The organism is Ruegeria sp. YTSA144 (assembly GCF_059610125.1).
The window spans coordinates 38,999-59,675 of record NZ_JBXWNA010000006.1 but is presented as its reverse complement, the minus strand read 5'-3'; the positions used below and the strand labels follow the sequence as shown (position 1 = coordinate 59,675).

Sequence of the window (20,677 nt, the reverse complement as noted above, 5' to 3'; positions counted from 1 at the left end):
CCGACTGACCTATACCCGGGTCAGGATGAGACCAGCCATAACACGATTCCTGCCTTATGTTCTGTCCCTGCTTTTGGTTCTGACCGGGCAGGGCCTTGCTGTGTCCCGCGGCATGGACAGGGCCGTGGGTCAGATGGTGTTGTGCACAGGCACCGGTCCGGTCGTTGTCTATATGGACGAAGACGGACAGCCCACCGCACCACCGCATTACTGTCCGGATTATGCGTTGTCCCTGATGGGCGCGGTCGCCGTTGCCCAACCACCCATGCCCATGGCGCCAGAGCGGGCGCGGATAGCGCCGCTGCGACATCTGGTCAATCAAATCGCCTTGCCGGTCCCCGGCTCCCCGGCGCGCGCTCCGCCTGTACGTGTTTGAAAACCAACCTTTTTCAAACCTACAATACAGGAGAGGCACGATGTCCCTCAAAACTACTCTGTTTGCAACCCTGGCCGCTGTGACCCTGGCCCTGCCCGCTTTTGCCGAAGGCACCATCAAAGTTGATGACGCCTATGCCCGGTCGTCGGGAAAGACCGCCAAGGCAGGAGCCGCGTTCATGATGATCCAGAATCTGGGCGATGCGGACGACCGTCTGGTCGGCGCGTCTTCGGATGCCGCTGCCCGGGTTGAACTGCACACCCACAAAGTCGACGAAAATGGCGTGGCCAAGATGGTGCATGTCGAGGAAGGCTTTGCCATTCCGGCAGGTGAAACCCACATGCTGAAACGCGGTGGCGACCACGTGATGTTCATGGGGCTGACGGCACCGTTCGAGCAGGGTGCCACGGTTCCGGTGACGCTGATCTTCGAAAAGGCCGGCGAGGTTGAAGTCGAAATCCCGGTCGATCTGGAGCGTCAGGACATGGGCGGGCACGGATCACATTCGAACTAGGGCAACGCCTGTCTTCGGGCCGCGCTGCGGCCGTCATCCATGCGTCAGGCCGGGCATTGCCCGGCCTGTTGTCCTTGTGGCTGCCGCTGGTGCTATTTGTTGATGGTTTTCAGGCCAACACGGTCACCGGCCTGGCGGAATCGGGACGCCAGCCAGAACATGACCGCGGCAATGGCGAGTGCCGAAAAGGCGATACCCCATCCCAGTGCAACAAGCGCGACCGCTGGCCAGATCATCAATACGAGCCCGACGACAAGCGCGACGAAACCCGAGACGCGCATGGAGCCGCGTTGCGGGTCTCTTTCGTGCATTTGCCCAGATGCCGCCAGCGACCCGATCCCGATGATCAGCACCCAGGCGCCCATCAGGAAAAAGGCCAGTTTGACGGTCCCTTCCGGCCAGATCAGCAGGACAAGCCCGATCAGAAGCGCACCGATTGCAGCGCCACCCATCACCCCGCGCCGCCCAACGCCCAAAAGTGTCAGGCCGCCATCGAGGATCAGCAGCACACCAACCAGCCGCAGCAGCAACGCGATGCTGCCCGACGGCCAGAACAGTGCGGCAGTGCCGACAAGCCCGGCCAACACTCCGCGCAGCAGAAAGGTCCACCACAGGTTGGAAAGCTGCTCCCCCAGCATGTCGCGCCCGGCCATGCTGCATTCATCCAGAATTTCACCGGTCCGGGGGTCCTGATCAGCCATTTCTCGTCCTCCAGTCGTTTCGGGGGCAGTCTAACCGAATTAAGCGCGTGTTGTCTGTACCTTAAGTGTGCGGCGCAAGCAGGTGCCCGACCCATCGGGGAACTGTTTGAGTCGCTTTGCCAACCAAACGTTCGTCAAACCCGGATGTGCCCGGCGACGGTTCCAGATTGATCTCGATCGTCCGTGCGCCCGCCGCTTGTGCCTCGTGCACAAAGGCTGCTGCCGGATAAACCTGACCCGAGGTGCCAATGGCGGCAAAAAGTGACGCGCTGCTCAGGTGGTCATAAATCTCGTCCATGAAATAAGGCATCTCGCCAAACCAGACCACATCGGGCCGGGCAGTGGGCCGCGCGCAGGCGGGGCAGGATTCCCCAACCGCCATTTCGGGCGGGGCGGTCCAGCGATGGCCGCAGGCTGAACACAACGCGCCCGCCAAAGTTCCGTGCATGTGGATGACATCTTTTGCGCCGCCCGCCTCGTGCAGGCTGTCCACGTTCTGGGTGACAATCACGACGTCTCCGGGCCAGTCCCGTTGCAGCCGGGCCAGTGCTTCATGAGCGGCATTGGGTTGCACCTTGGAGGCCTGAACCCGCCGCGCATTGTAAAACCCCTGAACCAGTGCAGGGTCGCGGGCGAATCCTTCCGGCGTGGCGACATCCTCGATCCGGTGCTGGGCCCATAACCCACCCTCATCGCGAAAGGTGCTCAACCCGCTTTCGGCAGATATTCCGGCCCCGGTCAGAATCACGATCTTTTCCATTTCTCCTCCGCGCGGTACAGCTTGGTGCATGTCACACCGTATCCTCTTTGTCTGCCTGGGCAATATTTGCCGCTCACCTGCGGCAGAGGGCGTTTTTCGCGCCCGCGCGCCGCACCACGTAACCGATAGTGCCGGAACCATGGGCTGGCATGCGGGCAATCCGCCCTATGGCCCGATGCAGGCAGCTGCGAAGGTCAGGGGAATTGACCTGGGTGACCTGCGCGCCCGTCAGTTCACGGCTGCCGATTTCGACCGCTTCGATCTGATCCTCGGCATGGACGCCAACAACATCGCGGATATCGAGGATCTGCGCCCCGCCGGCAGTGACACCCCGGTGCGCCTGCTGACCGATTTCGCCCCTGAAACCGGCGCGGATCATGTGCCTGACCCATATTACACACGGGATTTCGATAGCGCTCTGGACCTGATCGAAGCGGCAGTCGAGGGGCTTGCCGCCCATCTGGACAGTTAACCGCCGATCACCCGCAGCGATCCGCTCAGCCAGGGCAGTGTGGCCAAAGCCGGGTCCACGATCTGGTTCTGCATCAGGCGCCGTGTCATACCCGCCACCTCCTGCGGCACCTGGTCGGACCAGCCTGTTCGCGCCAGCAATGATATGCTGCGCGAGAAATCCCCGAACGGGGCGGGGTGGGCCTCCAGCCCTTCATGGAACCGCGCCGCGCGCATGAAGCCCAGCGGCGTCGTGATCGCCCAACCCAGGCCCCGTGCAACCATGGCCATCAGCGCCATGTGCGAGCCGATCTCGAACCGTTCCTCGAACTCTAGCGCGCCGCGCGCCATATGCGCCTCGATCTGCCGGCTGATCAGTTGCTCGCGGGCATAGCGCAGATACGGCAGGCTGTTCTGTACCGCTTCCACTCCGCCCGACCCCTGTGGTGCAACCAGAATGAACGGATCCCGGACCAGAGGGTACTCGACCACCCCCTCAAGAACTTCTCCGCTATGGGCGGTTACGGCCATGTGCAGGCGTTGTTCGGCCAGGGCCTCGAACAGATCGAGGCTCGACAAGGTGATCAGTTTGAAATTCGATCGGGTCAGACTGTCTGCCAGCAGCGTGGCCAGTCGTGGGGTCAGATCATTGTCGAAATCGTCGATCAGCCCGATTGACAGCGTGGTCAGATGCCCCAGATCCATGACCGACAATTCGCTTTGTGCCATTTGCAGCTCGGCCAGAACCGCCTCGGCCCGCGCCAGAAAGCTGCGCCCGGCCTGCGTCAGGCGCATCGGTCGCCGCCTGTGATCGACCAGTTCGGTGCCCAACGCCTTTTCCAGATTGCGCAATTGCTGGGAAACGGACGGCTGGCTGAGCCCGGTGATCTCGGCGGCCTGTGCCACCGATCCCGTCCGCGCCAAAGCCTCGAACACTTCAAGGCCCCGCAGGGTCAGCCCTTTCATCACCATAAGATACACCTTTCGCTGCGCCTTTCTGGGGCGCAGCGTGGATCAGGTCAAGGTTTCAGAAGGGCTTAGCTACAGATCGCCTGTGCCATCTGGCCAAAGTTCTGATACCGGTCCCACAGCGCATCGTCGCGCGCGGTCTGCGACATCTTCAACTCCTGCGCCTGATGCGGGTCGGTGAACCATTTGGCCACGGTCTTCTGATCGCTGCGGGTCAGCGCCTGATCCGCCACGCGCTGGATGCAAGAGCACCGATCCCGCGTCGCCGCCGACCGGTCCGACGCCAGACACGCCCGCTTGATCTGCGCCGCATCCGCGACTTGGGCCACCGCCGTCAGCGATGCCGCACAGAATGCGATAAGGAGAAACTGTTTCATACTCGAGCCTCGTTTTTGCCTGCCCGGACGGGTCTGATGCCCCTCTCGGTCTGCGGCGGAGTATGAATCAAAGTGGAATTCGGATCAATCGGGTGGTGCGAAAAAGTGATTGCACGAGTCGGAAACACCCCACTTTGTAGGCCGGGCTTCAGCCCGGCACCGGTCAGGACAGGAACGGCAGCCAGTATTCGATGGCTTTGATCAACGCTTCTATTTTCTCTGGATACTTTGCAGCATACCCTGCTCCTGTCGCAGGAATACCCCACTTGATCAAAGTATCGACCGCAAGATCGCCTTTGCCTGCACACCATTTGAGAAATCCTGCCAATCCAGATTTGAGTTTGCCCAGAATTGCTTCAATCCGCTCACGAGCAGGGCGTTCCTCTTCCAAAGCCGTCGAGAGTTCTTCGGTGGCTTCCCAGATCAAGGTTATCGCGCCGGACAAACGCTCATCGTGAATGCTCTCAGGAGGGTTGTTCCCTCCGATGCCGTGGCGTGCTGAGGTTCGAACCGTCAGGCTGTTTTGAATGTCCGATAAGGTTTTCTCGACATCCCACCGGGCCTGAACTTCCGCGATTTCTTTGGCAACTGCTTCCGGCCCAGTGTTCCAAATACTTTCATCAATCAATGCTATCCGCCGCTGAAGCTCCCAGTCCATTGGTCTGCCGTTCAGCATCCCCTCATACCATGCAGCCCAAAACTCCCAAGGAGTTCCTTCGGAGCTTTCAAAGAACCGCCGTGACATTCCAGCGAAGGGCTCTGGTACTTCGCCATACCACAGTTCGGTTGCGAACACTTGTTCGGTGCCTTCAGGTGTGACGGTGAGCGTAGCGGTGTCAGCGGTTCGCTCTCTTAGACCCTCGCCCTTATAGGCAGTGAGGTGAGAAGGAAGACTTGAGATAATAATACCGACTTCGTTGGTGGCAATACGGAGGGCGTTAGAAGCGATACTGGCGCCTTTGGGAAGGAAGTCGAGTATACTTCCGGCGTCTTTGCCTGAAATGAAAATGGAGTTTAAATATGCATTGAGAGCAGTGACTTCCGGATTAGGTCTCGTCCCTTCGAGCCCGGAAACAACACATGCTCTCAAACATAACAGTAAAAACTGTTGATAGTCTGTTCTATTGCTGCCTTGCTCAAAGAACCCAAAGATAATCGGAAGCCATTGTAATGCCACACGTGCCGCAACTGTCTTTACCGCAGCCGGCGGCAGGGTTGGCAGTTTTTCCTGCAACTCTTGCCCATAGCCGTAATCGATCACACGTACTCCCAACAGTTTGATAGTTTCAATCTGCGACAACGTGGTTTAGCGGACAAGACGTAGAAACTCTGTCGCGTTTCTATTGACCAACCCACGATTCCCCTACATATCCCCACTCCATGACAGACCTCGCTCATATCCGCAATTTCTCCATCGTCGCGCATATCGACCATGGCAAATCCACCCTTGCTGACCGGCTCATCCAAGAGACCGGAACAGTCAAGGATCGCGACATGAAGGAACAGCTGCTCGACAGCATGGATATCGAGCGCGAGCGCGGCATCACCATCAAGGCCAACACGGTTCGCATCGACTATACCGCCGACAATGGCGAGCAGTACGTGCTGAACCTGATCGACACCCCCGGCCATGTGGACTTTGCCTATGAGGTCAGCCGCTCGATGCGCGCGGTCGAGGGTTCGCTGCTGGTCGTGGACTCCACCCAGGGGGTCGAGGCGCAGACGCTGGCAAACGTGTATCAGGCCATCGACGCCGATCACGAGATCGTGCCGGTGCTGAACAAGATCGACCTGCCGGCCTCTGACTGTGACCGCGTGGCCGAACAGATCGAGGATGTGATCGGCATCGACGCCACCGACGCCATTCAGGTCAGCGCCAAGACGGGGCAGGGCATCCACGAAACGCTCGAAGCCATCGTGCAGCAACTGCCCGCCCCGCAGGGCAAGCTGGACGCGCCTCTCAAGGCGATGTTGGTGGATTCGTGGTACGATGCCTATCTGGGCGTCATCGTTCTGGTCCGCATCATGGACGGCACGCTGAAAAAGGGGATGCGGGTCAAGTTCATGTCGAACGGCACCCTGCACCATGTCGACCGCGTCGGCGTTTTCCGCCCCGAGATGGAGATGGTCGACAGCCTTGGCCCCGGCGAAATCGGGTTCCTGACCGCATCGATCAAGCAGGTTCGCGACACCCGCGTCGGTGACACCATAACCAATGACCGCAACGGCACCGAAGAGGCGCTTCCGGGCTTCAAGCCCGCGCAGCCGGTGGTGTTCTGCGGCCTGTTCCCGGTGGACAGCGCCGAATTCGAAGACCTGCGCGATGCGATCGACAAACTGGCGCTCAACGATGCCTCTTTCTCGTTCGAAATGGAAACCTCGGCCGCGCTGGGCTTTGGCTTCCGTTGCGGCTTCCTGGGCCTGCTGCACCTCGAGGTCATCCGCGACCGTATCGAACGTGAATATGATATCGAGCTCATCACCACCGCGCCGTCGGTGATTTATCACGTCTACATGAAAGACGGCGAGATGATCGAGCTGCACAACCCCGCCGACATGCCCGACCCGTCGAAGGTCGACCATATCGAGGAACCGCGCATCAAGGCGACCATCCTGGTTCCGGATGAATTCCTTGGCGACGTGCTGAAACTCTGCCAGGACCGCCGCGGCATCCAGCTGGACCTGACCTATGCGGGCAGCCGCGCCATGGTCGTCTATGACCTGCCGCTGAACGAGGTCGTTTTTGATTTCTACGACCGCCTGAAATCGGTGACCAAGGGCTATGCGTCGTTTGACTATCAGATGACAGGCTATACCGAGGACAACCTGGTCAAGATGTCGGTACTGGTGAATGATGAACCCGTTGACGCGCTGTCGACCATGGTTCATCGCGACCGGGCCGAGATGCGGGGCCGGGCGATGTGCGAAAAGCTCAAGGACCTGATCCCGCGCCACATGTTCAAAATCCCGATCCAGGCCGCCATCGGAGGCAAGGTCATCGCGCGCGAGACCCTGTCTGCCTTACGCAAGGACGTGACCGCGAAATGCTACGGCGGCGACGCCACGCGGAAACGCAAGCTGCTGGACAAGCAGAAGGCGGGTAAGAAGAAAATGCGCCAGTTCGGGAAGGTCGATATCCCGCAGGAGGCGTTTATTTCTGCTTTGAAGATGGACAGCTGAAGCTGTCCGTTTTGAACAGTCACTGACAGGTTTGCTTTTTGGGTTCGAGCTTGATGCCACCTGATCAGGTGGCGGCTCGCACCAAATGGAATTCGCAGTCCGTCAGGCCGAATTCGCTGTAATCAATCGGCTTGGAAAAGTTCAGGCGCCTCAACTGTCTGTCCGCAATTCGAACCGGTCTGAGGTTGGAATCGTCATGCACGATGAATGCACCGGACGGCATGAGAGCGTGGAGGGCCAGAACCTCTCTGAGGTGCGTGTCCTTGGCCCCGTCCAGGTGCAGGAAATCGATTTTCGCATCAGGGTGCCTCAGGGCGTATGCCGGAGCTTCGATCAGAGAGTTTCCTTTGATCAGCTCAACCCGGTCGGGAAACTTGTACCTTAGCCAGTTGAATGCGGCTGGCACGTAAATGTCCACGCGGGCCCAGCGGCGGTTCAATCTCTGGCAGACATCCACGCCGACGCACTTGATTTCAGGGTTGGCCATAAGCGCCAACAACATGCTGTGGCCCGCATTCACGCCTATTTCGAACAGACGTGTCGAGCGTCGGGCCAACTCAAAGAAATTTCTTCGTTTGGGTTCGAATCTTTCAATAAATGGCTGTGTTTGAAAACCCGTCGCGCGGTGTTCATAGAACAGATTGCCATTCAGCGCAGGTGGTTCACCCACTTGTTCAAGCGAATGTGCGACATACTGATTGAGGTCGCGCAAGTTTTCGTTCCACTGTGCTGAGGACAAGAGATCGTCATAATCTGAAGGATGGAAGTTGGAAGACACAGTACTTTTCCTCGAAACCCTTTAGTTCCATTACACGCGAGGTTTTCGTTAAACTGTTGAAGCGATGGAAAGTAAACCTTTGAAGCGAAAAACAAGTATTCTCGTTTTGTGGGCCTAAAGTGAGTTCCGTCAGTAACGTATTAGCACGAATGCCCGCCTTTGGGATGACCTTCCTGCGTCAACCACAGGGTTCACCTTCGAAAAACCGGGCGGCGCGTTTGCGCCCTTGGACTCTGCCCGTTCGCGGCTGAATTCGTCCACTGGACGAATTCCGAGACGCCGCCCACCCCCTCGGGCCGGCGCTTCCCTCCGGCTTGGCAATCGCACAATTTCTGAAATCCAACCAAAAGTGCTAGACTCCCCGCATTCCAAACAGATTTTTCAAAGGGGGAAGTGTTATGGACCCGCAATTACGTTCAGAGATTTCGATGCGCCGTCTTGACCATTATTACGACATCATGCGCACCTCGATCTTTGCCTATGTCGCCATTGCTGCGGTCATCGGGTTTGGGGCCGAAGGGGTTGCTCTGCCGCTGATCGTGCTGGTGCTTGTGATCACCACCTATGGCGTTCTGGCGGGCAAGACCGCGCTGGAAGATGTTGAAAACCTGCGTGGCGACATGACCGAGGAGTTTGCGCAGACCAGCTTTGCCCAAGGATTGAAGGCGCGTAACCTGAAAGGGCTGATCCTGACCTCGAATGTGTTGCTGGGTCTGATTGGGCTGTCCGAACTCATCGCAATCGTGTTCTGACCGGACTCTGTGACCAACCTCACAGCTTCAACTTCGCCCACCTGTTAATGTTGACGCAACGGCAACCTCGGCAGGAGGCCCTTATGTCCACATCGCTCATCCCCCTTATCGCCCTCGGGTCGGCGGGTCTCTATTCCGTTGCCATGATCTCGATGAAGTTCTGGTGGAAGATTCCCGGTGTTGGTCTGACCCTTCTGATCGTCGCCACGTTGCTGGCCGCCGCGACGCTGGAACTTGCCGCGCTGCGCAACGAACGATTGGGCATCATCTATACCGGCATTCTGGGGGCCGAGGTCGTGCTGATCGCCATCGCCTCGTATTTCCTGTTTGGCGAGAACTTTTCCTATCGCGAGGGGATCGGCATCGCGCTGGTCATTGTTGGGACGGCTCTGGCCTGGGCCTGAAGCCCCATTCTAAGCCCCCGGTGAACCAATCATGAAGTTTCCCTAAGGTAAGTTGCAACCGCCACGTGCCCTCCCAATCTGTTGACCAGACGAACAGGAGAGAGCCATGACCAGATACATGACTGCCGGAGCAGCCGCTTTGGCCACGACCCTCGCCCTTGGAACGGCCGCGCTGGCCGATACCACGCCCGACCTGCGCGGCACATGGCTGGGGTCCTACACGACCGTCCAGCCCAGCCATTACTACAAAGGCGATCAGCCCCGGTTCAATCAGGCCGAATGGATGCTGGATGTGCAGCTTCAGGACGGCAACGTTTTCTGGGGGCACAGCAAATGGCGTCGCGATGGCGATACCGACTGGAATGAATACGAGGCCACCGGCACCATCAGCCTCGATGGGACGGGCAGTATCGGCATCGTCGAAACCTCACCTCTGCTGATCGGCGCGAATGCGTTGATCGATGCGCGGTACGAAGATGGCAGGATTTTTGCCGATTTCCGTAGCCTGCGGACCGGAACGACCTACAGCACCGTTCTGGAACGTCAGGTGAACTGAAGCGTGTCCGGCCCGGGCGATTGTAGGGGGTAAGTACCGCTGCTGCGATATTGACTGCGGCGGAGGTTAGTAGGTTGCCACGCGCGGGTCGGACCGCTTCTCAAAAACGGAACAATCGTCTCCACAGCGAGGAGACGGGCCGGGCGGCCAGTTCACCGCCTGCGACAGGATCCAGACCGCCCCGCGCAAGAATGCGGCGTTCCTCGGCGCGGGCCATCTGGATTTCGCGAACCTTCAGCGCGGCTTCGCGCGCGGTGACATAGCTGCCGTCCGGTCCCGGTTCCATTCCGGGGATGTTGCGTCCCCGCGACCACATCCCGCGAATGCCCGACAGCGGGTGTTTCCACCCGATCTCGTCATCATCCTGCAAATGCCAGATCCGCTTCGCCTCGGCGACCGAGACCAGAGCGGCCAGCGGTTTGCCGTGCCGGGTCAGAATGATCACTTCGCGCGGGTCCTGTGCACGGGTGACCAGAGCGCCCAAATTGGCGCGCGCATGGGAAATGGTGCAACGCATCGGCGAATCTCCGTATGTACGATTCGAAAGATTGGTGGTCCGAAGGTTGTACAAATCCTGCAATTCTCAACTAACGGCGCGTGCGGTGGCCTTTGCGCCCGCAGCATTGGGCAAAAAACCGGGGTCAGGTTCAGGCCTGAAAATTTCCCGGGACAAACATGCGTGGAGTCAAAACTTCTCGGATTATCCACAAAGATTTCCCGGCAGATACCAACAGTTTATCCCCGTCTAATTTTCATGCTGCGGTGCTATTTTCTTGTCAGATACAAGGCGTGCTGCAACAGTCTGAACACCACACAGGTTCTTCGGAACCGAAGGTGGGGCGCAAAGGCCCGGGGGTCTTGGCAGAGAGACCGGATCTTAGGATTTGCGTTGAACTGCAATGGCTTACCGGTGGGTGATCGGCCGAGTGCGGGTTTCGTGCCCAAGTCGGATGGCCACCTTCTCAGAAGGCCGATGCACGCTGTGATGTTCCTTCGGGGGCAAAGCGGCAGCCGCAGTCTCTCAGGAGGCTGGGGCAACTGGATCGGGGTGCCCTTCGGGGCGCATCGAACCGGTAAGGCGTCAGGAGTGTCCGAAAGGATGCATGCAAAGACCGCGTCTGCGCACCTGACGCCTTTTCCTTTGCCGATTTCGGTTTCATACAGGCTACCACTCACCCCTGCCGAAAGGGACCGGGGCTCTTCTGCGTGTGCAAAAGAGCCCCGATTTAGCGTCAGATGATGCAATGCCGCGTCTATGCACCTGTAAGGGCAAGCTACCGCGGCATGCGAGGTCTTTCAACCATATATTGATGATTGTTCTACGCCCGCCGCAAAATAAAGTGTCTTACAGGCTTTCCTGCACGTCGGTTGCTGCGCCTTGAATGGCATCTCCGGCTTTTTCGATGTCCTTGCCGGCGCCTTTTGCGGTTTCGCAGGCGGTCAGTGCAAACAGACTCAGGCCAATCAGAATTACGCGGATCATATTCGTCTCCTTGGTGCTCGATCTTTTTTTCGGTAGCACCTTTTTTCAGGCGGAACCAGTTCTTAGGCCGAGGCCTCGCCGCAGAAGAGCTCGTAAACGACTTCGAGCATGCGGCGCGGACGTTCATCCGCCAGACGATAATAGATGGCTTTACCTTCCCTGCGAGGTATCACCAGCCCTTCAAGTCGCAGACGGGAAAGCTGCTGTGAAACAGCGGCTTGCCTGGCGGACAGCAACTCTTCCAGTTCGGTGACGGATTTTTCACCTGACACAAGGTGGCACAGGATCATCAATCTGCCTTCGTGGCTTATAGCCTTGAGGAAATTGGACGCGCGTGTCGCGTTGGTGACCATGCGGTCAAAATCTTCTTGTGACATGTCATTGGACAGCTGAGGAAGTGCCATCGATTGAGTTCCTTGCAAACCCGTTGGCCGGGCGTTGTTTCCGTTACGTAAAGAGACGTGAGTGTGAGCCCCTTCAGTACATGTTTCGTACATTCATTTCTATATGTATGAATCAAAATAGCGTGATGTGTGAAAGGCGAGTTCGGATTGAATGTTCCCGAAACGCAAGGGGCGTGTAATTCAAATGATGGCGATTGGCGGATCGGCCCCGGAAACAACAGATGGTTCGCTTTGACGATTGATGATGATCGACATTCGGTCAGCGTTCTCACTTGCCCCCCCTTGCAGCCCCCCTTAGCCGACACTAAGACTCAGGTAACACTTGTTGGGATATTGTCCCGATCCATAGCTAAACAGGCAGGTTACGAATGTTCGATCCCGTAGAAACCTACATGAATACACTTGTCCCCATGGTCGTTGAGCAGACCAGCCGGGGCGAGCGCGCCTATGATATTTTCTCCCGCCTGCTGAAAGAGCGGATCATATTCATCAACGGACCGATCCATGATGGGATGAGCCATCTTGTTGTGGCGCAATTGCTGCACCTCGAGGCAGAAAACCCGAACAAGGAAATCTCGATCTACATCAACTCGCCCGGTGGTGTGGTGACCAGCGGTTTGTCGATTTACGACACAATGCAATACATCAAGCCGAAATGTTCCACATTGGTTATCGGTCAGGCGGCCTCGATGGGCTCGGTTCTGCTGGCCGGGGGCGAGAAGGGAATGCGCTTTTCGCTGCCCAACAGCCGCATCATGGTGCACCAGCCCAGCGGCGGGTACCAGGGCCAGGCCAGTGACATCATGATTCACGCGGCCGAGACGCAAAAGCTGAAGGATCGCCTGTATGACATCTACGTGCGTCATACCGGACAGACGAAAAAGGCGGTCGAAAAAGCGCTGGATCGTGACAATTTCATGAGCCCGGAAGAGGCCAAGGAATGGGGTCACATCGACGAAATCGTCGAAAACCGAGCGAAAATGGACACGGAAGAGGCCTGAGGCCAATACCCCGCGTCACCGGCGCGGGGGTCATTTTGAGATTGTAGCCGCCAGAGTGCTGGCCTAAGCTGCACACACAGGTGTAAGCGCCCCCGAAAAGGGGTGCAGGGACGAAGCCCGAAAGGTAGATCATGGCGACGAATTCAGGCGGCGATGGGAAAAACACGCTCTATTGCAGCTTCTGTGGCAAAAGCCAGCATGAAGTCCGGAAGCTGATCGCAGGCCCCACGGTTTTCATCTGTGATGAATGTGTTGAGCTGTGCATGGACATCATCCGCGAAGAGACCAAGGCCAGCGGGCTGAAGTCTTCTGACGGTGTTCCGACGCCCAAGGATATCTGCGAAGTGCTGGACGATTATGTAATCGGTCAGGCCACCGCAAAGCGGGTTCTGTCGGTTGCCGTTCACAACCATTACAAGCGTTTGAACCACGCTCAGAAAGCGGGCAGCGATATCGAACTGGCAAAGTCGAATATCCTGCTGATCGGCCCGACCGGTTGCGGTAAAACGCTGCTGGCGCAAACGCTGGCGCGTATTCTGGACGTGCCGTTTACCATGGCTGACGCGACCACCCTGACCGAAGCCGGCTATGTGGGTGAGGATGTCGAAAACATCATTCTAAAGCTGTTGCAGGCGAGTGAGTACAACGTCGAACGTGCGCAGCGCGGCATCGTCTATATCGATGAGGTCGACAAGATTACCCGCAAATCCGAAAACCCCTCGATCACGCGTGACGTGTCCGGTGAGGGCGTGCAGCAGGCATTGCTGAAACTGATGGAGGGGACAGTGGCCAGCGTCCCCCCACAGGGTGGCCGCAAGCATCCCCAGCAGGAATTCCTGCAAGTGGACACAACGAACATTCTGTTCATCTGTGGCGGTGCATTCGCGGGTCTGGACAAGATCATCGCGCAACGCGGCAAAGGTTCGGCCATGGGCTTTGGCGCCGATGTACGCGACAATGATGACCGCGGTGTCGGCGAGATATTCAAGGAACTGGAACCCGAGGATCTTCTGAAATTTGGCCTGATCCCGGAATTCGTCGGTCGTCTGCCGGTTCTGGCGACGCTTGAGGACCTGGATGAAGACGCGCTGGTGACTATCCTGACCAAGCCCAAGAACGCATTGGTCAAGCAATACCAGCGTCTGTTCGAACTAGAGGATGTTGAGCTGGCCTTTACGGATGATGCCTTGAAGGCAATCGCCAAAAAGGCCATCGAGCGCAAAACCGGCGCGCGGGGTCTGCGGTCGATCCTGGAAGATATTCTGCTGGATACGATGTTCGAATTGCCTGGAATGAAGAATGTCAGCGAAGTTGTGGTGAACGAAGAGGCGGTCATGTCTGACTCGCAGCCTCTGTTCATCTATACCGACGCTGCACCGGAGTCGGCATCGGCCGGTTGAGATCGGGCTATTTGCCGCGACGGTGGGACTTCACTTGAACCGGTTCAGGGGGCTCTGCCCCCGCTGCCCTTCGGGCATCCCCCCGGGATATTTTTAGCCAGATGAAGCTGTGGATCCGTCGCTCGCACATGAGTGTCGGTGCAGTTAGGCGGCGGAAGCTTAAGCAAGTTTTCGAACAACAAAGGTGACGAATTATGGCAGTGAAGCGCATTTCTTCGGGCGGTGAGTTCGAAGCCAAGGTCGGGTACTGCCGTGCGGTGGTCGCGGGCGGATGGGTTCACGTCGCCGGTACTGTCGGGCAGGGTGAAGGCGCGGTTGAACAGTGCCGATCAGCCCTGGCGACGATCGAGAAGGCTTTGGCAGAGGCTGGCGCGGGCTTTCACGATGTGGTTCGCGTCACATACATGCTGCCCGATCGCAGTGAGTTCGAGCCGTGCTGGCCGATCCTAGCCGAAATTTTCGGAGCCAATCCTCCGGCAGCGACAATGATCGAATGCGGTTTGATCGATCCGAAATACAGGATCGAGATCGAAGTGACCGCCTTTCTGCCGGAGTGACGCAGGTGGTATCAGGGGTACTGGACCTTGGCGGGCCTTTGGTCCATACCTTTCCTCGACGAAATGCCGGAGGCACCCGATGGGAATCCTGAACAGTCTTTTGCGAGCCGTGACCTGGTGGAATGGGTCGACTTTGAACACTCAGATCTACACTGCACGCAAGGGCGTGAAAGTGGGCGAAGACAATGAAGGCAACGTGTTTTACCGCAATGCCGATGACAGCAGGCGTTGGGTTATCTTCAATGGCGAGGCCGAAGCCAGCCGGGTTGATCCTGAATGGCATGGTTGGTTGCATCGCACTTGGGACGAGCCTCCGACGGATAAACCGCTGCCGCATAAATCCTGGGAAAAACCACATCAGGAAAACCTGACCGGCACCGCGCTGGCCTATGCTCCGGCCGGATCTCTGCGTCGCGCGGAACCGGTTGAACGTAAGGACTATGAGGCCTGGAGCCCGGAATAGACGAGGCGATAATGTCGACCCACAACTGGACCGAAGTTCTTGTCGGCGGTGTCGTATTGGCCGGTGCCGTGGCGTTTGGTGTCTATGCCAGCCAATCGACGGGCTTGTCGCAAGGGGCCGCTGGATATGAGCTGGGCGCGTCTTTCAGATCACTGGAGGGCGTGGGTGTCGGCACGGATGTGCGCCTTGCCGGCGTCAAGATCGGAACCGTGACGGGCGTCACCCTGAACCCTGAAACCTATCGAGCTGACACGACTTTCACGATTGCAGACGGGATTCTGGTGCCGGACGACAGTGCCATAGTCATTTCGTCAGAAGGTCTGCTGGGGGGCAATTTCGTCGAGGTAATGCCCGGCGGCTCGCCATTCTACTTTGATCCCGGCGATGAGATCGAGGATACACAGGGCGCGGTCAGCCTGATTTCGCTACTGGTCAAGTTCGTAGCCGGAGACGGCAGCGAATGATACGCGCCGCGTTTCTTGCCTTGTTGCTGGCCGGCACTGGTGCGGCTGCGCAGCAGAAAGTTCAATCTGGACCCGGGGCAATGTTGCGGGGCCTCGACAAGGTGAACGGCCAGACTGTCGATGTTGAATTGCAGACCGGCGAGACGGCAGCGGTTTTTGGGCTGGATGTTGCCCTGGGGGATTGCCGTTATCCTGTTGACAATCCAACCGGTGACGCATTCGCCTATCTGACCATCTGGGAGAGCGGAAAGGCCGATCAGCTGTTTGACGGTTGGATGATCGCAACCTCCCCCGCGTTGAATGCGCTGGATCACGCGCGTTATGACGTTTGGGTCATACGGTGTATCACACCCGCCGCCGACTGATTCAGCGGTGCCGAGAAATCGGCGCTGTGGTTCAAGGCCTCTTCCAGTTCTTTCTTGTAGGCACCGCGCGGAATTTCGATTGCGCCCAAAGAGGCCAGGTGCGCGGTCAGAAACTGCGTGTCAAACAGGCGGAAGCCGGTTTGCCGCAGGCGGTCCACAAGATAGGCGAGGGCGATTTTCGAAGCGTCCTTGCGCCTTGAAAACATGCTTTCGCCAAAGAATGCCGCGCCCAGGGTCACGCCATAGACGCCCCCCACCAGCGCATCGTCTTCCCAGATTTCCAATGAATGCGCATGCCCGGTTTGGTGCAACTGACGGTACAGGTTATGAAGCTGGGCGTTGATCCAGGTATCGGCCCTGTCGGCACACCCGTCGACGACGCCTGAAAAATCCTTGTCGATCGAAATATCGAACCCGCAGTTTCGGATACGGCGCGCCAGGCTTCGAGAAATGTGGAATCCGTCCAGTGGAAAGACGCCGCGGAACTTGGGATCGACCCAAAACAGCTCGGGGTCATCGCGATGCTCGGCCATCGGAAAGATACCGATGGAATAGCCATGCAACAAAAGTTCGGGGGACAGGCTCATGTCAGGTATGAGGCAACCGGAGGGCATGGGCCCTCCGGTCCTTGGTGACTATTATTCCATGTTCTCCGCAAGCCAGCGCTCCAGCCAGTGGATGTTGTAGTCGCCGCTGCGCAGATCGGGTTCCTGCAACAGTGCGTGGAACAGAGGGACCGTGGTATCGATGCCGTCGACAATCAACTCCCCCAATGCGCGTTCCAGTCGGGCCAGCGCTTCGGCCCGGTCACGGCCCTGCACGATCAGCTTGGCGATCAGCGAGTCATAATAGGGTGGAATCGAATACCCGTCATAAAGAGCAGAGTCCATCCGAACGCCAAGGCCACCCGGTGCGTGGTACGCGGTGATCTTGCCGGGACAGGGCGAGAAATTCGGCAGCTTTTCGGCGTTGATCCGAACCTCGATGGCGTGGCCGTTGATTTCCAGATCGTCCTGACCGAACGACATCGGTTCACCCGCGGCGACAAGGATTTGCTCGCGCACCAGGTCGACGCCAAAGATACCTTCGGTGACCGGGTGTTCCACCTGAAGGCGGGTGTTCATTTCGATGAAATAGAACTCGCCATTTTCGTAGAGGAACTCGATGGTGCCGGCGCCGATATAGTTGATCTTGGCGACCGCGTCGGCGCAGACCTTGCCGATCTTGGCGCGTTCTTCGGGGGTGATGCAGGGGCCGGGGGCCTCTTCGAACACCTTCTGGTGGCGCCGCTGAAGCGAACAATCCCGTTCGCCCAGATGAACTGCCTTGCCTTTCCCGTCGCCAAACACCTGAATTTCGATGTGGCGCGGCGTGGTCAGGTATTTCTCGATATAGACTTCGTCATTGCCAAAGGCGGCCTTGCCTTCGGCCCGTGCAGTCATGAAGGCGCTTTCCATTTCGTCAGCGTTCATCGCAACTTTCATGCCGCGACCGCCGCCGCCTGCGGTAGCCTTGATGATGACCGGATAGCCGAATTCCTCACCGATCTTCTTGGCCGTCGCAAGATCAGGCACGCCGCCGTCTGATCCCGGCACACAAGGTACGCCCAGAGCCTTCATCGTGTCCTTGGCCGTAATCTTGTCGCCCATGACGCGGATGTGTTCCGCAGTGGGGCCGATGAACGTGATTCCGTGATCTTCGACGATCTGCACGAACTCGGCATTCTCGGACAGGAAGCCATAGCCGGGGTGGATCGCCTGCGCTCCGGTGATTTCACAGGCCGAAATGATCGCGGGCACGGACAGGTAACTCTGGGGGCTGGGCGGGGGGCCGATGCAGACCGATTCGTCCGCCATGCGCACATGCATCGCGTCGCTATCCGCGGTGGAGTGGACGGCTACCGTCTTAATCCCCATCTCGCGGGCGGCGCGGATGACGCGCAGGGCGATCTCGCCTCGGTTGGCAATCAGGATCTTGTCGAACATGGGCCCGCCTTACTCGATGATGACCAGAGGAGTGCCGAATTCCACAGCGTCGCCATCGCCGACCAGAACACGCTTGACGGTACCCGACTTGGGCGCGTGGATGTGGTTCATGGTCTTCATCGCTTCGACAATCAGCAGAGTGTCGCCTTCGGACACGGAGGCGCCGACCGAGATAAATGCGGGGGCGCCGGGCTCGGGCTGCATGTAGACGGTGCCAACCATGGGCGACGTTACAGCGCCGGGGTGGCTGGCTGGATCTTCCTGGGCAGCAGGGGCTTCGGCCACGGCAGGCGCAGCCGCAGCAGCAGGAGCTGGCGCCGCCGCAGGGACGGCAACCTGAACTGGTGCGGCTGCGGCCTGTGTCATGCGGCTAACGCGCACGTTCAGGCTGTCTTCCTCGCCATATTCGCGCTTGACCTGCAATTCGGTCAGGTCGTTGTCACGCAGCAACTCGGCCAGAGCCTTGATGAATGCCACATCCGCTTCGTGTTTGGTGTCTGTCATGAGTGTCCTCGACGGTTCCCCTTTGGCCCGTCTGTTTCTTGCGGGCTCTGATCAAATTACGCAGGGTTATAGGCTAAGCGGCGGTGCATGAAAAGCGCCGACTCGCACCATCACAGGCGGGAATCCCGTATAATTTAAAGGGGCGGACAGGTTACAGAGGCATCCCCGACAATTTGGCGACAAGCTCGGGCAGTTTGCGGGCGCCGAATTTCTCAAGCAAGCGGGCGCGATAGGCTTCGATTGTGCGGTAACTCAGGCCCAGTTCGACGCCGATTTCCTTGGCGGACAGGCCGCGGCAGGACAGGATCGCCACTTCGCGTTCTCGCACGGTCAATTCGACAAGGGGACGTTCTTCCGAGATGTCGGAAAAGCTCCAGATTCCGTGGCGGAAGGGGTCATCGGGCGTCAAAGAGCGGCCACGGGCGCGGCACCAGAACAGACCGCCATTGCGACGCCGCATGACGCGTTCATCCGTGTAGTACCCGGTGTCTCGCATCACTTGCAGGCTGCGTTCCCCGATCCTCTCCCAATCCGCGACCGAGGGATAGAGATGCAACAGCGGCATGTTGCGGTAATCGGCCTCTTCCCCGCCGAAAGTGCGGGCGAATTGCAGATTGCAGCGTCTGATGATCCGGTTCTCCAGCTCAACAAGCCCGATCGGTGCATATTCAAAGGCGGGGTCACTCATCCGCTTATCGTGCCGGGAAACCACGCGGAATTGAAGGGGAGATGCGGTTTCCTGTGGCCATTGATGCGCATTGGCGGCTGCCGCTTTTGTCAAGGTTGTAAATACGGTTTGAAAATCCCTGGGTAAACCGATGAAACACATGATATGTTCTGAAAAAAGAGGCTGAAGCCTGGTCAGGAGAATATGATCGTGCGTGATATGTTGACGGGAAGCCGCATTCGGGAAAGACGGCAGATTGCCGGGCTTCGGCAGGCGGAACTTGCCCGCCTTGCCGGGATATCCGCGTCCTACCTGAACCTGATCGAACATAACCGCCGCCGGATCGGTGGCAAATTGCTGGTGGATATAGCGTCTGCGCTTTCCGTCGAATCCTCAGTCCTGACACAGGGGATCGAGGCGACCCTTGTGTCGGCCCTGCGGGAGGCGGCGGATGACGCCGTCGGGCAGCAGGCCGAAGTGGACGGGCTGGAGGAATTTGCCGGGCGCTTTCCCGGATGGGCCGGGGTGCTTGCGCAGATGCACCGCCGTGTTGTTTCGCTTGAACGGAATGTCGAGATCCTGTCAGACCGGCTGACTCATGACCCGCATCTTGCGGCATCAATGCACGAAGTGCTGTCAACGGCGGCGGCGATTCGTTCAACGGCGGCAATTCTTGCAGACACAGAGGACATCGAAGCAGAGTGGCGGGAACGATTTCACAAAAACCTGCACCAGGATGCAGAGCGGCTGGCCGGCAGTTCAAAGGCACTTGTAACCTTTCTGGACGAAAGCGACTCGTCAATCGATCCGCGCGGTGTTCCGCTTGAAGAGGTCGAAGCGTTCTTCGAATCCCGCAGGTACAGTTTTTCGGAATTGGAACAGGGCGAGGATGTGGATGCCGTTGATCTGAGCAGTCTCAACACGTCGGCTGCGCGAACTGTGGCGCGTGAAGTTCTGAAGATGTATCGCGATGATGCAATCGCTTTGCCGCTGGATGCGCTTCGATCACGTCTGCAAAAAGGCGACACGGATCCCATCGCGTTGGCTTATCGCTTTTCCGTAGACGTCGCCACCGTTCTGCGACGACTGGCGTTCATACCCGATGACGTGTTGCCGCAGCCGGTTGGCATGGTGCTTTGCGATGCATCCGGCAGCATATTGTTCATCAAGCCGATTCCGGGCTTTGCTTTGGCGCGGCATGGTGAGGTTTGCCCGCTGTGGCCGTTGTTCACGGCTTTGAGCCGCCCACTTGTTCCGGTGCGCAAGCAGGTTGTCCAGATGGGGCGGACCCCGGCTGAATTCGAATGCTTCGCCTATGCTTGGCCTTATGCGGTATTGGGGTATGATCAGGATCCCGTTTATCGTTCGGTTATGCTGGTCCGTTCGGGCAACGAGGCGGCAGGCGGCGCTCCGGTCACGCAAGTCGGGCCAAACTGCCGCGTCTGTCCCAGCAATGCCTGCAAGGCCCGCCGCGAACCGTCGATTTTGAGCGAAGGCTTTTGACACTTTCCCGACAGAAGGCTTAATCTGGCGGGGACCGATCTGAGGATGGAGGAACGGTCTTGGG

At 58.4% G+C, this 20,677-nt stretch carries 27 protein-coding genes; 14 read left to right on the top strand and 13 right to left on the bottom strand.

The window, feature by feature from the left end:
• Positions 1 to 25: 25 nt before the first annotated feature.
• Entirely contained in the window at positions 26 to 376 is a 351-nt protein-coding gene (locus tag AC2FF8_RS13720; protein WP_496879941.1) for a hypothetical protein, read from the top strand.
• Between the two features lie 40 nt (positions 377 to 416).
• A complete protein-coding gene (locus AC2FF8_RS13715; RefSeq protein ID WP_170345052.1) occupies positions 417 to 890 on the top strand; it encodes a copper chaperone PCu(A)C in 474 nt (157 codons plus the stop codon).
• Between the two features lie 92 nt (positions 891 to 982).
• Here AC2FF8_RS13715 and AC2FF8_RS13710 read toward each other — a convergent pair whose 3' ends face one another.
• Positions 983 to 1,591, bottom strand: coding sequence for an HdeD family acid-resistance protein (locus AC2FF8_RS13710; protein ID WP_496879940.1), 609 nt, complete (start codon positions 1,589 to 1,591; stop codon positions 983 to 985).
• 61 nt (positions 1,592 to 1,652) lie between these two features.
• Positions 1,653 to 2,351, bottom strand: a complete 699-nt coding sequence (locus tag AC2FF8_RS13705; RefSeq protein ID WP_496880054.1) for an NAD-dependent deacylase — start codon at positions 2,349 to 2,351, stop codon at positions 1,653 to 1,655.
• A 28-nt stretch (positions 2,352 to 2,379) separates the two neighbouring features.
• On the opposite strand from AC2FF8_RS13705, the gene AC2FF8_RS13700 reads away from it, so the two are divergent.
• Positions 2,380 to 2,823, top strand: coding sequence for a low molecular weight protein-tyrosine-phosphatase (locus tag AC2FF8_RS13700; RefSeq protein WP_496879939.1), 444 nt, complete (start codon positions 2,380 to 2,382; stop codon positions 2,821 to 2,823).
• Here AC2FF8_RS13700 and AC2FF8_RS13695 read toward each other — a convergent pair.
• The 3 genes from AC2FF8_RS13695 to AC2FF8_RS13685 form a co-directional block, all read right to left on the bottom strand.
• Entirely contained in the window at positions 2,820 to 3,773 is a 954-nt protein-coding gene (locus tag AC2FF8_RS13695; protein ID WP_496879938.1) for a LysR family transcriptional regulator, read from the bottom strand. The two genes, AC2FF8_RS13700 and AC2FF8_RS13695, sit on opposite strands and share 4 nt — an antisense overlap.
• A 65-nt stretch (positions 3,774 to 3,838) precedes the next feature.
• The gene (locus AC2FF8_RS13690; protein WP_170345056.1) at positions 3,839 to 4,147 is read right to left on the bottom strand and encodes a hypothetical protein; all 309 of its coding nucleotides are present in this window, start codon (positions 4,145 to 4,147) and stop codon (positions 3,839 to 3,841) included.
• Positions 4,148 to 4,310: 163 nt separating this feature from the next.
• Entirely contained in the window at positions 4,311 to 5,408 is a 1,098-nt protein-coding gene (locus AC2FF8_RS13685; RefSeq protein WP_496879937.1) for a hypothetical protein, read from the bottom strand.
• A 119-nt stretch (positions 5,409 to 5,527) separates the two neighbouring features.
• Between AC2FF8_RS13685 and lepA the strand changes: the two genes are divergently transcribed.
• On the top strand, positions 5,528 to 7,327 hold the full coding sequence (gene lepA / locus AC2FF8_RS13680; protein ID WP_425079743.1) for a translation elongation factor 4: 1,800 nt from the start codon (positions 5,528 to 5,530) through the stop codon (positions 7,325 to 7,327).
• Positions 7,328 to 7,391: 64 nt separating this feature from the next.
• On the opposite strand, the gene AC2FF8_RS13675 is transcribed toward lepA, so the two are convergent.
• Positions 7,392 to 8,105, bottom strand: a complete 714-nt coding sequence (locus AC2FF8_RS13675; protein ID WP_117869650.1) for a class I SAM-dependent methyltransferase — start codon at positions 8,103 to 8,105, stop codon at positions 7,392 to 7,394.
• A gap of 428 nt (positions 8,106 to 8,533) precedes the next feature.
• On the opposite strand from AC2FF8_RS13675, the gene AC2FF8_RS13670 reads away from it, so the two are divergent.
• The 3 genes from AC2FF8_RS13670 to AC2FF8_RS13660 all read left to right on the top strand — a co-directional run bounded on the left by AC2FF8_RS13670 (position 8,534) and on the right by AC2FF8_RS13660 (position 9,817).
• A complete protein-coding gene (locus tag AC2FF8_RS13670) occupies positions 8,534 to 8,857 on the top strand; it encodes a hypothetical protein (RefSeq protein ID WP_496879936.1) in 324 nt (107 codons plus the stop codon).
• A gap of 83 nt (positions 8,858 to 8,940) precedes the next feature.
• Entirely contained in the window at positions 8,941 to 9,261 is a 321-nt protein-coding gene (locus AC2FF8_RS13665) for a hypothetical protein (RefSeq protein WP_170345061.1), read from the top strand.
• A gap of 106 nt (positions 9,262 to 9,367) precedes the next feature.
• On the top strand, positions 9,368 to 9,817 hold the full coding sequence (locus AC2FF8_RS13660; RefSeq protein WP_170345062.1) for a hypothetical protein: 450 nt from the start codon (positions 9,368 to 9,370) through the stop codon (positions 9,815 to 9,817).
• Between the two features lie 100 nt (positions 9,818 to 9,917).
• Here the strand turns inward: AC2FF8_RS13660 and AC2FF8_RS13655 are convergent, their stop codons facing one another.
• The 3 genes from AC2FF8_RS13655 to AC2FF8_RS13645 form a co-directional block, all read right to left on the bottom strand.
• A complete protein-coding gene (locus AC2FF8_RS13655) occupies positions 9,918 to 10,334 on the bottom strand; it encodes a type II toxin-antitoxin system Phd/YefM family antitoxin (protein ID WP_496872777.1) in 417 nt (138 codons plus the stop codon).
• A gap of 828 nt (positions 10,335 to 11,162) precedes the next feature.
• On the bottom strand, positions 11,163 to 11,300 hold the full coding sequence (locus AC2FF8_RS13650; protein WP_117869646.1) for an entericidin A/B family lipoprotein: 138 nt from the start codon (positions 11,298 to 11,300) through the stop codon (positions 11,163 to 11,165).
• Positions 11,301 to 11,362: 62 nt separating this feature from the next.
• On the bottom strand, positions 11,363 to 11,704 hold the full coding sequence (locus tag AC2FF8_RS13645) for an ArsR/SmtB family transcription factor (protein ID WP_257600268.1): 342 nt from the start codon (positions 11,702 to 11,704) through the stop codon (positions 11,363 to 11,365).
• A 368-nt stretch (positions 11,705 to 12,072) separates the two neighbouring features.
• Between AC2FF8_RS13645 and AC2FF8_RS13640 the strand changes: the two genes are divergently transcribed.
• From AC2FF8_RS13640 to AC2FF8_RS13615, 6 genes are all read left to right on the top strand, one after another.
• Complete coding sequence (locus AC2FF8_RS13640; RefSeq protein WP_117869644.1) at positions 12,073 to 12,705, top strand: ATP-dependent Clp protease proteolytic subunit; 633 nt, start codon at positions 12,073 to 12,075, stop codon at positions 12,703 to 12,705.
• A 131-nt stretch (positions 12,706 to 12,836) separates the two neighbouring features.
• Positions 12,837 to 14,105, top strand: coding sequence for an ATP-dependent Clp protease ATP-binding subunit ClpX (clpX, locus tag AC2FF8_RS13635; protein ID WP_257600269.1), 1,269 nt, complete (start codon positions 12,837 to 12,839; stop codon positions 14,103 to 14,105).
• A 194-nt stretch (positions 14,106 to 14,299) separates the two neighbouring features.
• Positions 14,300 to 14,662, top strand: coding sequence for a RidA family protein (locus tag AC2FF8_RS13630; protein ID WP_496879935.1), 363 nt, complete (start codon positions 14,300 to 14,302; stop codon positions 14,660 to 14,662).
• 79 nt (positions 14,663 to 14,741) lie between these two features.
• A complete protein-coding gene (locus AC2FF8_RS13625; protein ID WP_170345067.1) occupies positions 14,742 to 15,125 on the top strand; it encodes an NADH:ubiquinone oxidoreductase subunit NDUFA12 in 384 nt (127 codons plus the stop codon).
• 11 nt (positions 15,126 to 15,136) lie between these two features.
• Positions 15,137 to 15,589, top strand: coding sequence for an outer membrane lipid asymmetry maintenance protein MlaD (gene mlaD, locus AC2FF8_RS13620; RefSeq protein ID WP_170345068.1), 453 nt, complete (start codon positions 15,137 to 15,139; stop codon positions 15,587 to 15,589).
• Positions 15,586 to 15,954, top strand: a complete 369-nt coding sequence (locus AC2FF8_RS13615) for a DUF2155 domain-containing protein (protein WP_496872776.1) — start codon at positions 15,586 to 15,588, stop codon at positions 15,952 to 15,954. Before mlaD ends, AC2FF8_RS13615 begins: the two co-directional genes overlap by 4 nt.
• Here the strand turns inward: AC2FF8_RS13615 and aat are convergent.
• From aat to AC2FF8_RS13595, 4 genes are all read right to left on the bottom strand, one after another.
• Positions 15,909 to 16,541 carry a leucyl/phenylalanyl-tRNA--protein transferase gene (gene aat, locus AC2FF8_RS13610; protein WP_496880053.1) on the bottom strand — a complete coding sequence of 211 codons (633 nt, stop codon included), beginning with the start codon at positions 16,539 to 16,541 and terminating at the stop codon, positions 15,909 to 15,911. The two genes, AC2FF8_RS13615 and aat, sit on opposite strands and share 46 nt — an antisense overlap.
• Before the next feature lie 51 nt (positions 16,542 to 16,592).
• On the bottom strand, positions 16,593 to 17,939 hold the full coding sequence (gene accC, locus AC2FF8_RS13605; RefSeq protein ID WP_480685425.1) for an acetyl-CoA carboxylase biotin carboxylase subunit: 1,347 nt from the start codon (positions 17,937 to 17,939) through the stop codon (positions 16,593 to 16,595).
• Positions 17,940 to 17,948: 9 nt separating this feature from the next.
• Positions 17,949 to 18,443 (bottom strand): acetyl-CoA carboxylase biotin carboxyl carrier protein, encoded by a 495-nt coding sequence (accB, locus tag AC2FF8_RS13600; RefSeq protein WP_170345072.1) that lies wholly within the window; start codon positions 18,441 to 18,443, stop codon positions 17,949 to 17,951.
• A 151-nt stretch (positions 18,444 to 18,594) separates the two neighbouring features.
• The gene (locus AC2FF8_RS13595; protein WP_496879934.1) at positions 18,595 to 19,131 is read right to left on the bottom strand and encodes a LuxR C-terminal-related transcriptional regulator; all 537 of its coding nucleotides are present in this window, start codon (positions 19,129 to 19,131) and stop codon (positions 18,595 to 18,597) included.
• A 189-nt stretch (positions 19,132 to 19,320) separates the two neighbouring features.
• Between AC2FF8_RS13595 and AC2FF8_RS13590 the strand changes: the two genes are divergently transcribed.
• Positions 19,321 to 20,613 (top strand): helix-turn-helix domain-containing protein, encoded by a 1,293-nt coding sequence (locus tag AC2FF8_RS13590; RefSeq protein ID WP_496879933.1) that lies wholly within the window; start codon positions 19,321 to 19,323, stop codon positions 20,611 to 20,613.
• Positions 20,614 to 20,677: the final 64 nt, after the last annotated feature.

What these genes read in the sequence shown, in the direction of transcription:
- AC2FF8_RS13720 (WP_496879941.1), top strand. Translation starts at nt 26, where the DNA reads ATGAGACCAGCCATAACACGATTCCTGCCTTATGTTCTGTCCCTGCTT.
- AC2FF8_RS13715 (WP_170345052.1), top strand. Translation starts at nt 417, where the DNA reads ATGTCCCTCAAAACTACTCTGTTTGCAACCCTGGCCGCTGTGACCCTG.
- AC2FF8_RS13710 (WP_496879940.1), bottom strand. Translation starts at nt 1,591, where the DNA reads ATGGCTGATCAGGACCCCCGGACCGGTGAAATTCTGGATGAATGCAGC.
- AC2FF8_RS13705 (WP_496880054.1), bottom strand. Translation starts at nt 2,351, where the DNA reads ATGGAAAAGATCGTGATTCTGACCGGGGCCGGAATATCTGCCGAAAGC.
- AC2FF8_RS13700 (WP_496879939.1), top strand. Translation starts at nt 2,380, where the DNA reads ATGTCACACCGTATCCTCTTTGTCTGCCTGGGCAATATTTGCCGCTCA.
- AC2FF8_RS13695 (WP_496879938.1), bottom strand. Translation starts at nt 3,773, where the DNA reads ATGGTGATGAAAGGGCTGACCCTGCGGGGCCTTGAAGTGTTCGAGGCT.
- AC2FF8_RS13690 (WP_170345056.1), bottom strand. Translation starts at nt 4,147, where the DNA reads ATGAAACAGTTTCTCCTTATCGCATTCTGTGCGGCATCGCTGACGGCG.
- lepA (WP_425079743.1), top strand. Translation starts at nt 5,528, where the DNA reads ATGACAGACCTCGCTCATATCCGCAATTTCTCCATCGTCGCGCATATC.
- AC2FF8_RS13670 (WP_496879936.1), top strand. Translation starts at nt 8,534, where the DNA reads ATGCGCCGTCTTGACCATTATTACGACATCATGCGCACCTCGATCTTT.
- AC2FF8_RS13665 (WP_170345061.1), top strand. Translation starts at nt 8,941, where the DNA reads ATGTCCACATCGCTCATCCCCCTTATCGCCCTCGGGTCGGCGGGTCTC.
- AC2FF8_RS13660 (WP_170345062.1), top strand. Translation starts at nt 9,368, where the DNA reads ATGACCAGATACATGACTGCCGGAGCAGCCGCTTTGGCCACGACCCTC.
- AC2FF8_RS13655 (WP_496872777.1), bottom strand. Translation starts at nt 10,334, where the DNA reads ATGCGTTGCACCATTTCCCATGCGCGCGCCAATTTGGGCGCTCTGGTC.
- AC2FF8_RS13650 (WP_117869646.1), bottom strand. Translation starts at nt 11,300, where the DNA reads ATGATCCGCGTAATTCTGATTGGCCTGAGTCTGTTTGCACTGACCGCC.
- AC2FF8_RS13645 (WP_257600268.1), bottom strand. Translation starts at nt 11,704, where the DNA reads ATGGCACTTCCTCAGCTGTCCAATGACATGTCACAAGAAGATTTTGAC.
- AC2FF8_RS13640 (WP_117869644.1), top strand. Translation starts at nt 12,073, where the DNA reads ATGTTCGATCCCGTAGAAACCTACATGAATACACTTGTCCCCATGGTC.
- clpX (WP_257600269.1), top strand. Translation starts at nt 12,837, where the DNA reads ATGGCGACGAATTCAGGCGGCGATGGGAAAAACACGCTCTATTGCAGC.
- AC2FF8_RS13630 (WP_496879935.1), top strand. Translation starts at nt 14,300, where the DNA reads ATGGCAGTGAAGCGCATTTCTTCGGGCGGTGAGTTCGAAGCCAAGGTC.
- AC2FF8_RS13625 (WP_170345067.1), top strand. Translation starts at nt 14,742, where the DNA reads ATGGGAATCCTGAACAGTCTTTTGCGAGCCGTGACCTGGTGGAATGGG.
- mlaD (WP_170345068.1), top strand. Translation starts at nt 15,137, where the DNA reads ATGTCGACCCACAACTGGACCGAAGTTCTTGTCGGCGGTGTCGTATTG.
- AC2FF8_RS13615 (WP_496872776.1), top strand. Translation starts at nt 15,586, where the DNA reads ATGATACGCGCCGCGTTTCTTGCCTTGTTGCTGGCCGGCACTGGTGCG.
- aat (WP_496880053.1), bottom strand. Translation starts at nt 16,541, where the DNA reads ATGAGCCTGTCCCCCGAACTTTTGTTGCATGGCTATTCCATCGGTATC.
- accC (WP_480685425.1), bottom strand. Translation starts at nt 17,939, where the DNA reads ATGTTCGACAAGATCCTGATTGCCAACCGAGGCGAGATCGCCCTGCGC.
- accB (WP_170345072.1), bottom strand. Translation starts at nt 18,443, where the DNA reads ATGACAGACACCAAACACGAAGCGGATGTGGCATTCATCAAGGCTCTG.
- AC2FF8_RS13595 (WP_496879934.1), bottom strand. Translation starts at nt 19,131, where the DNA reads ATGAGTGACCCCGCCTTTGAATATGCACCGATCGGGCTTGTTGAGCTG.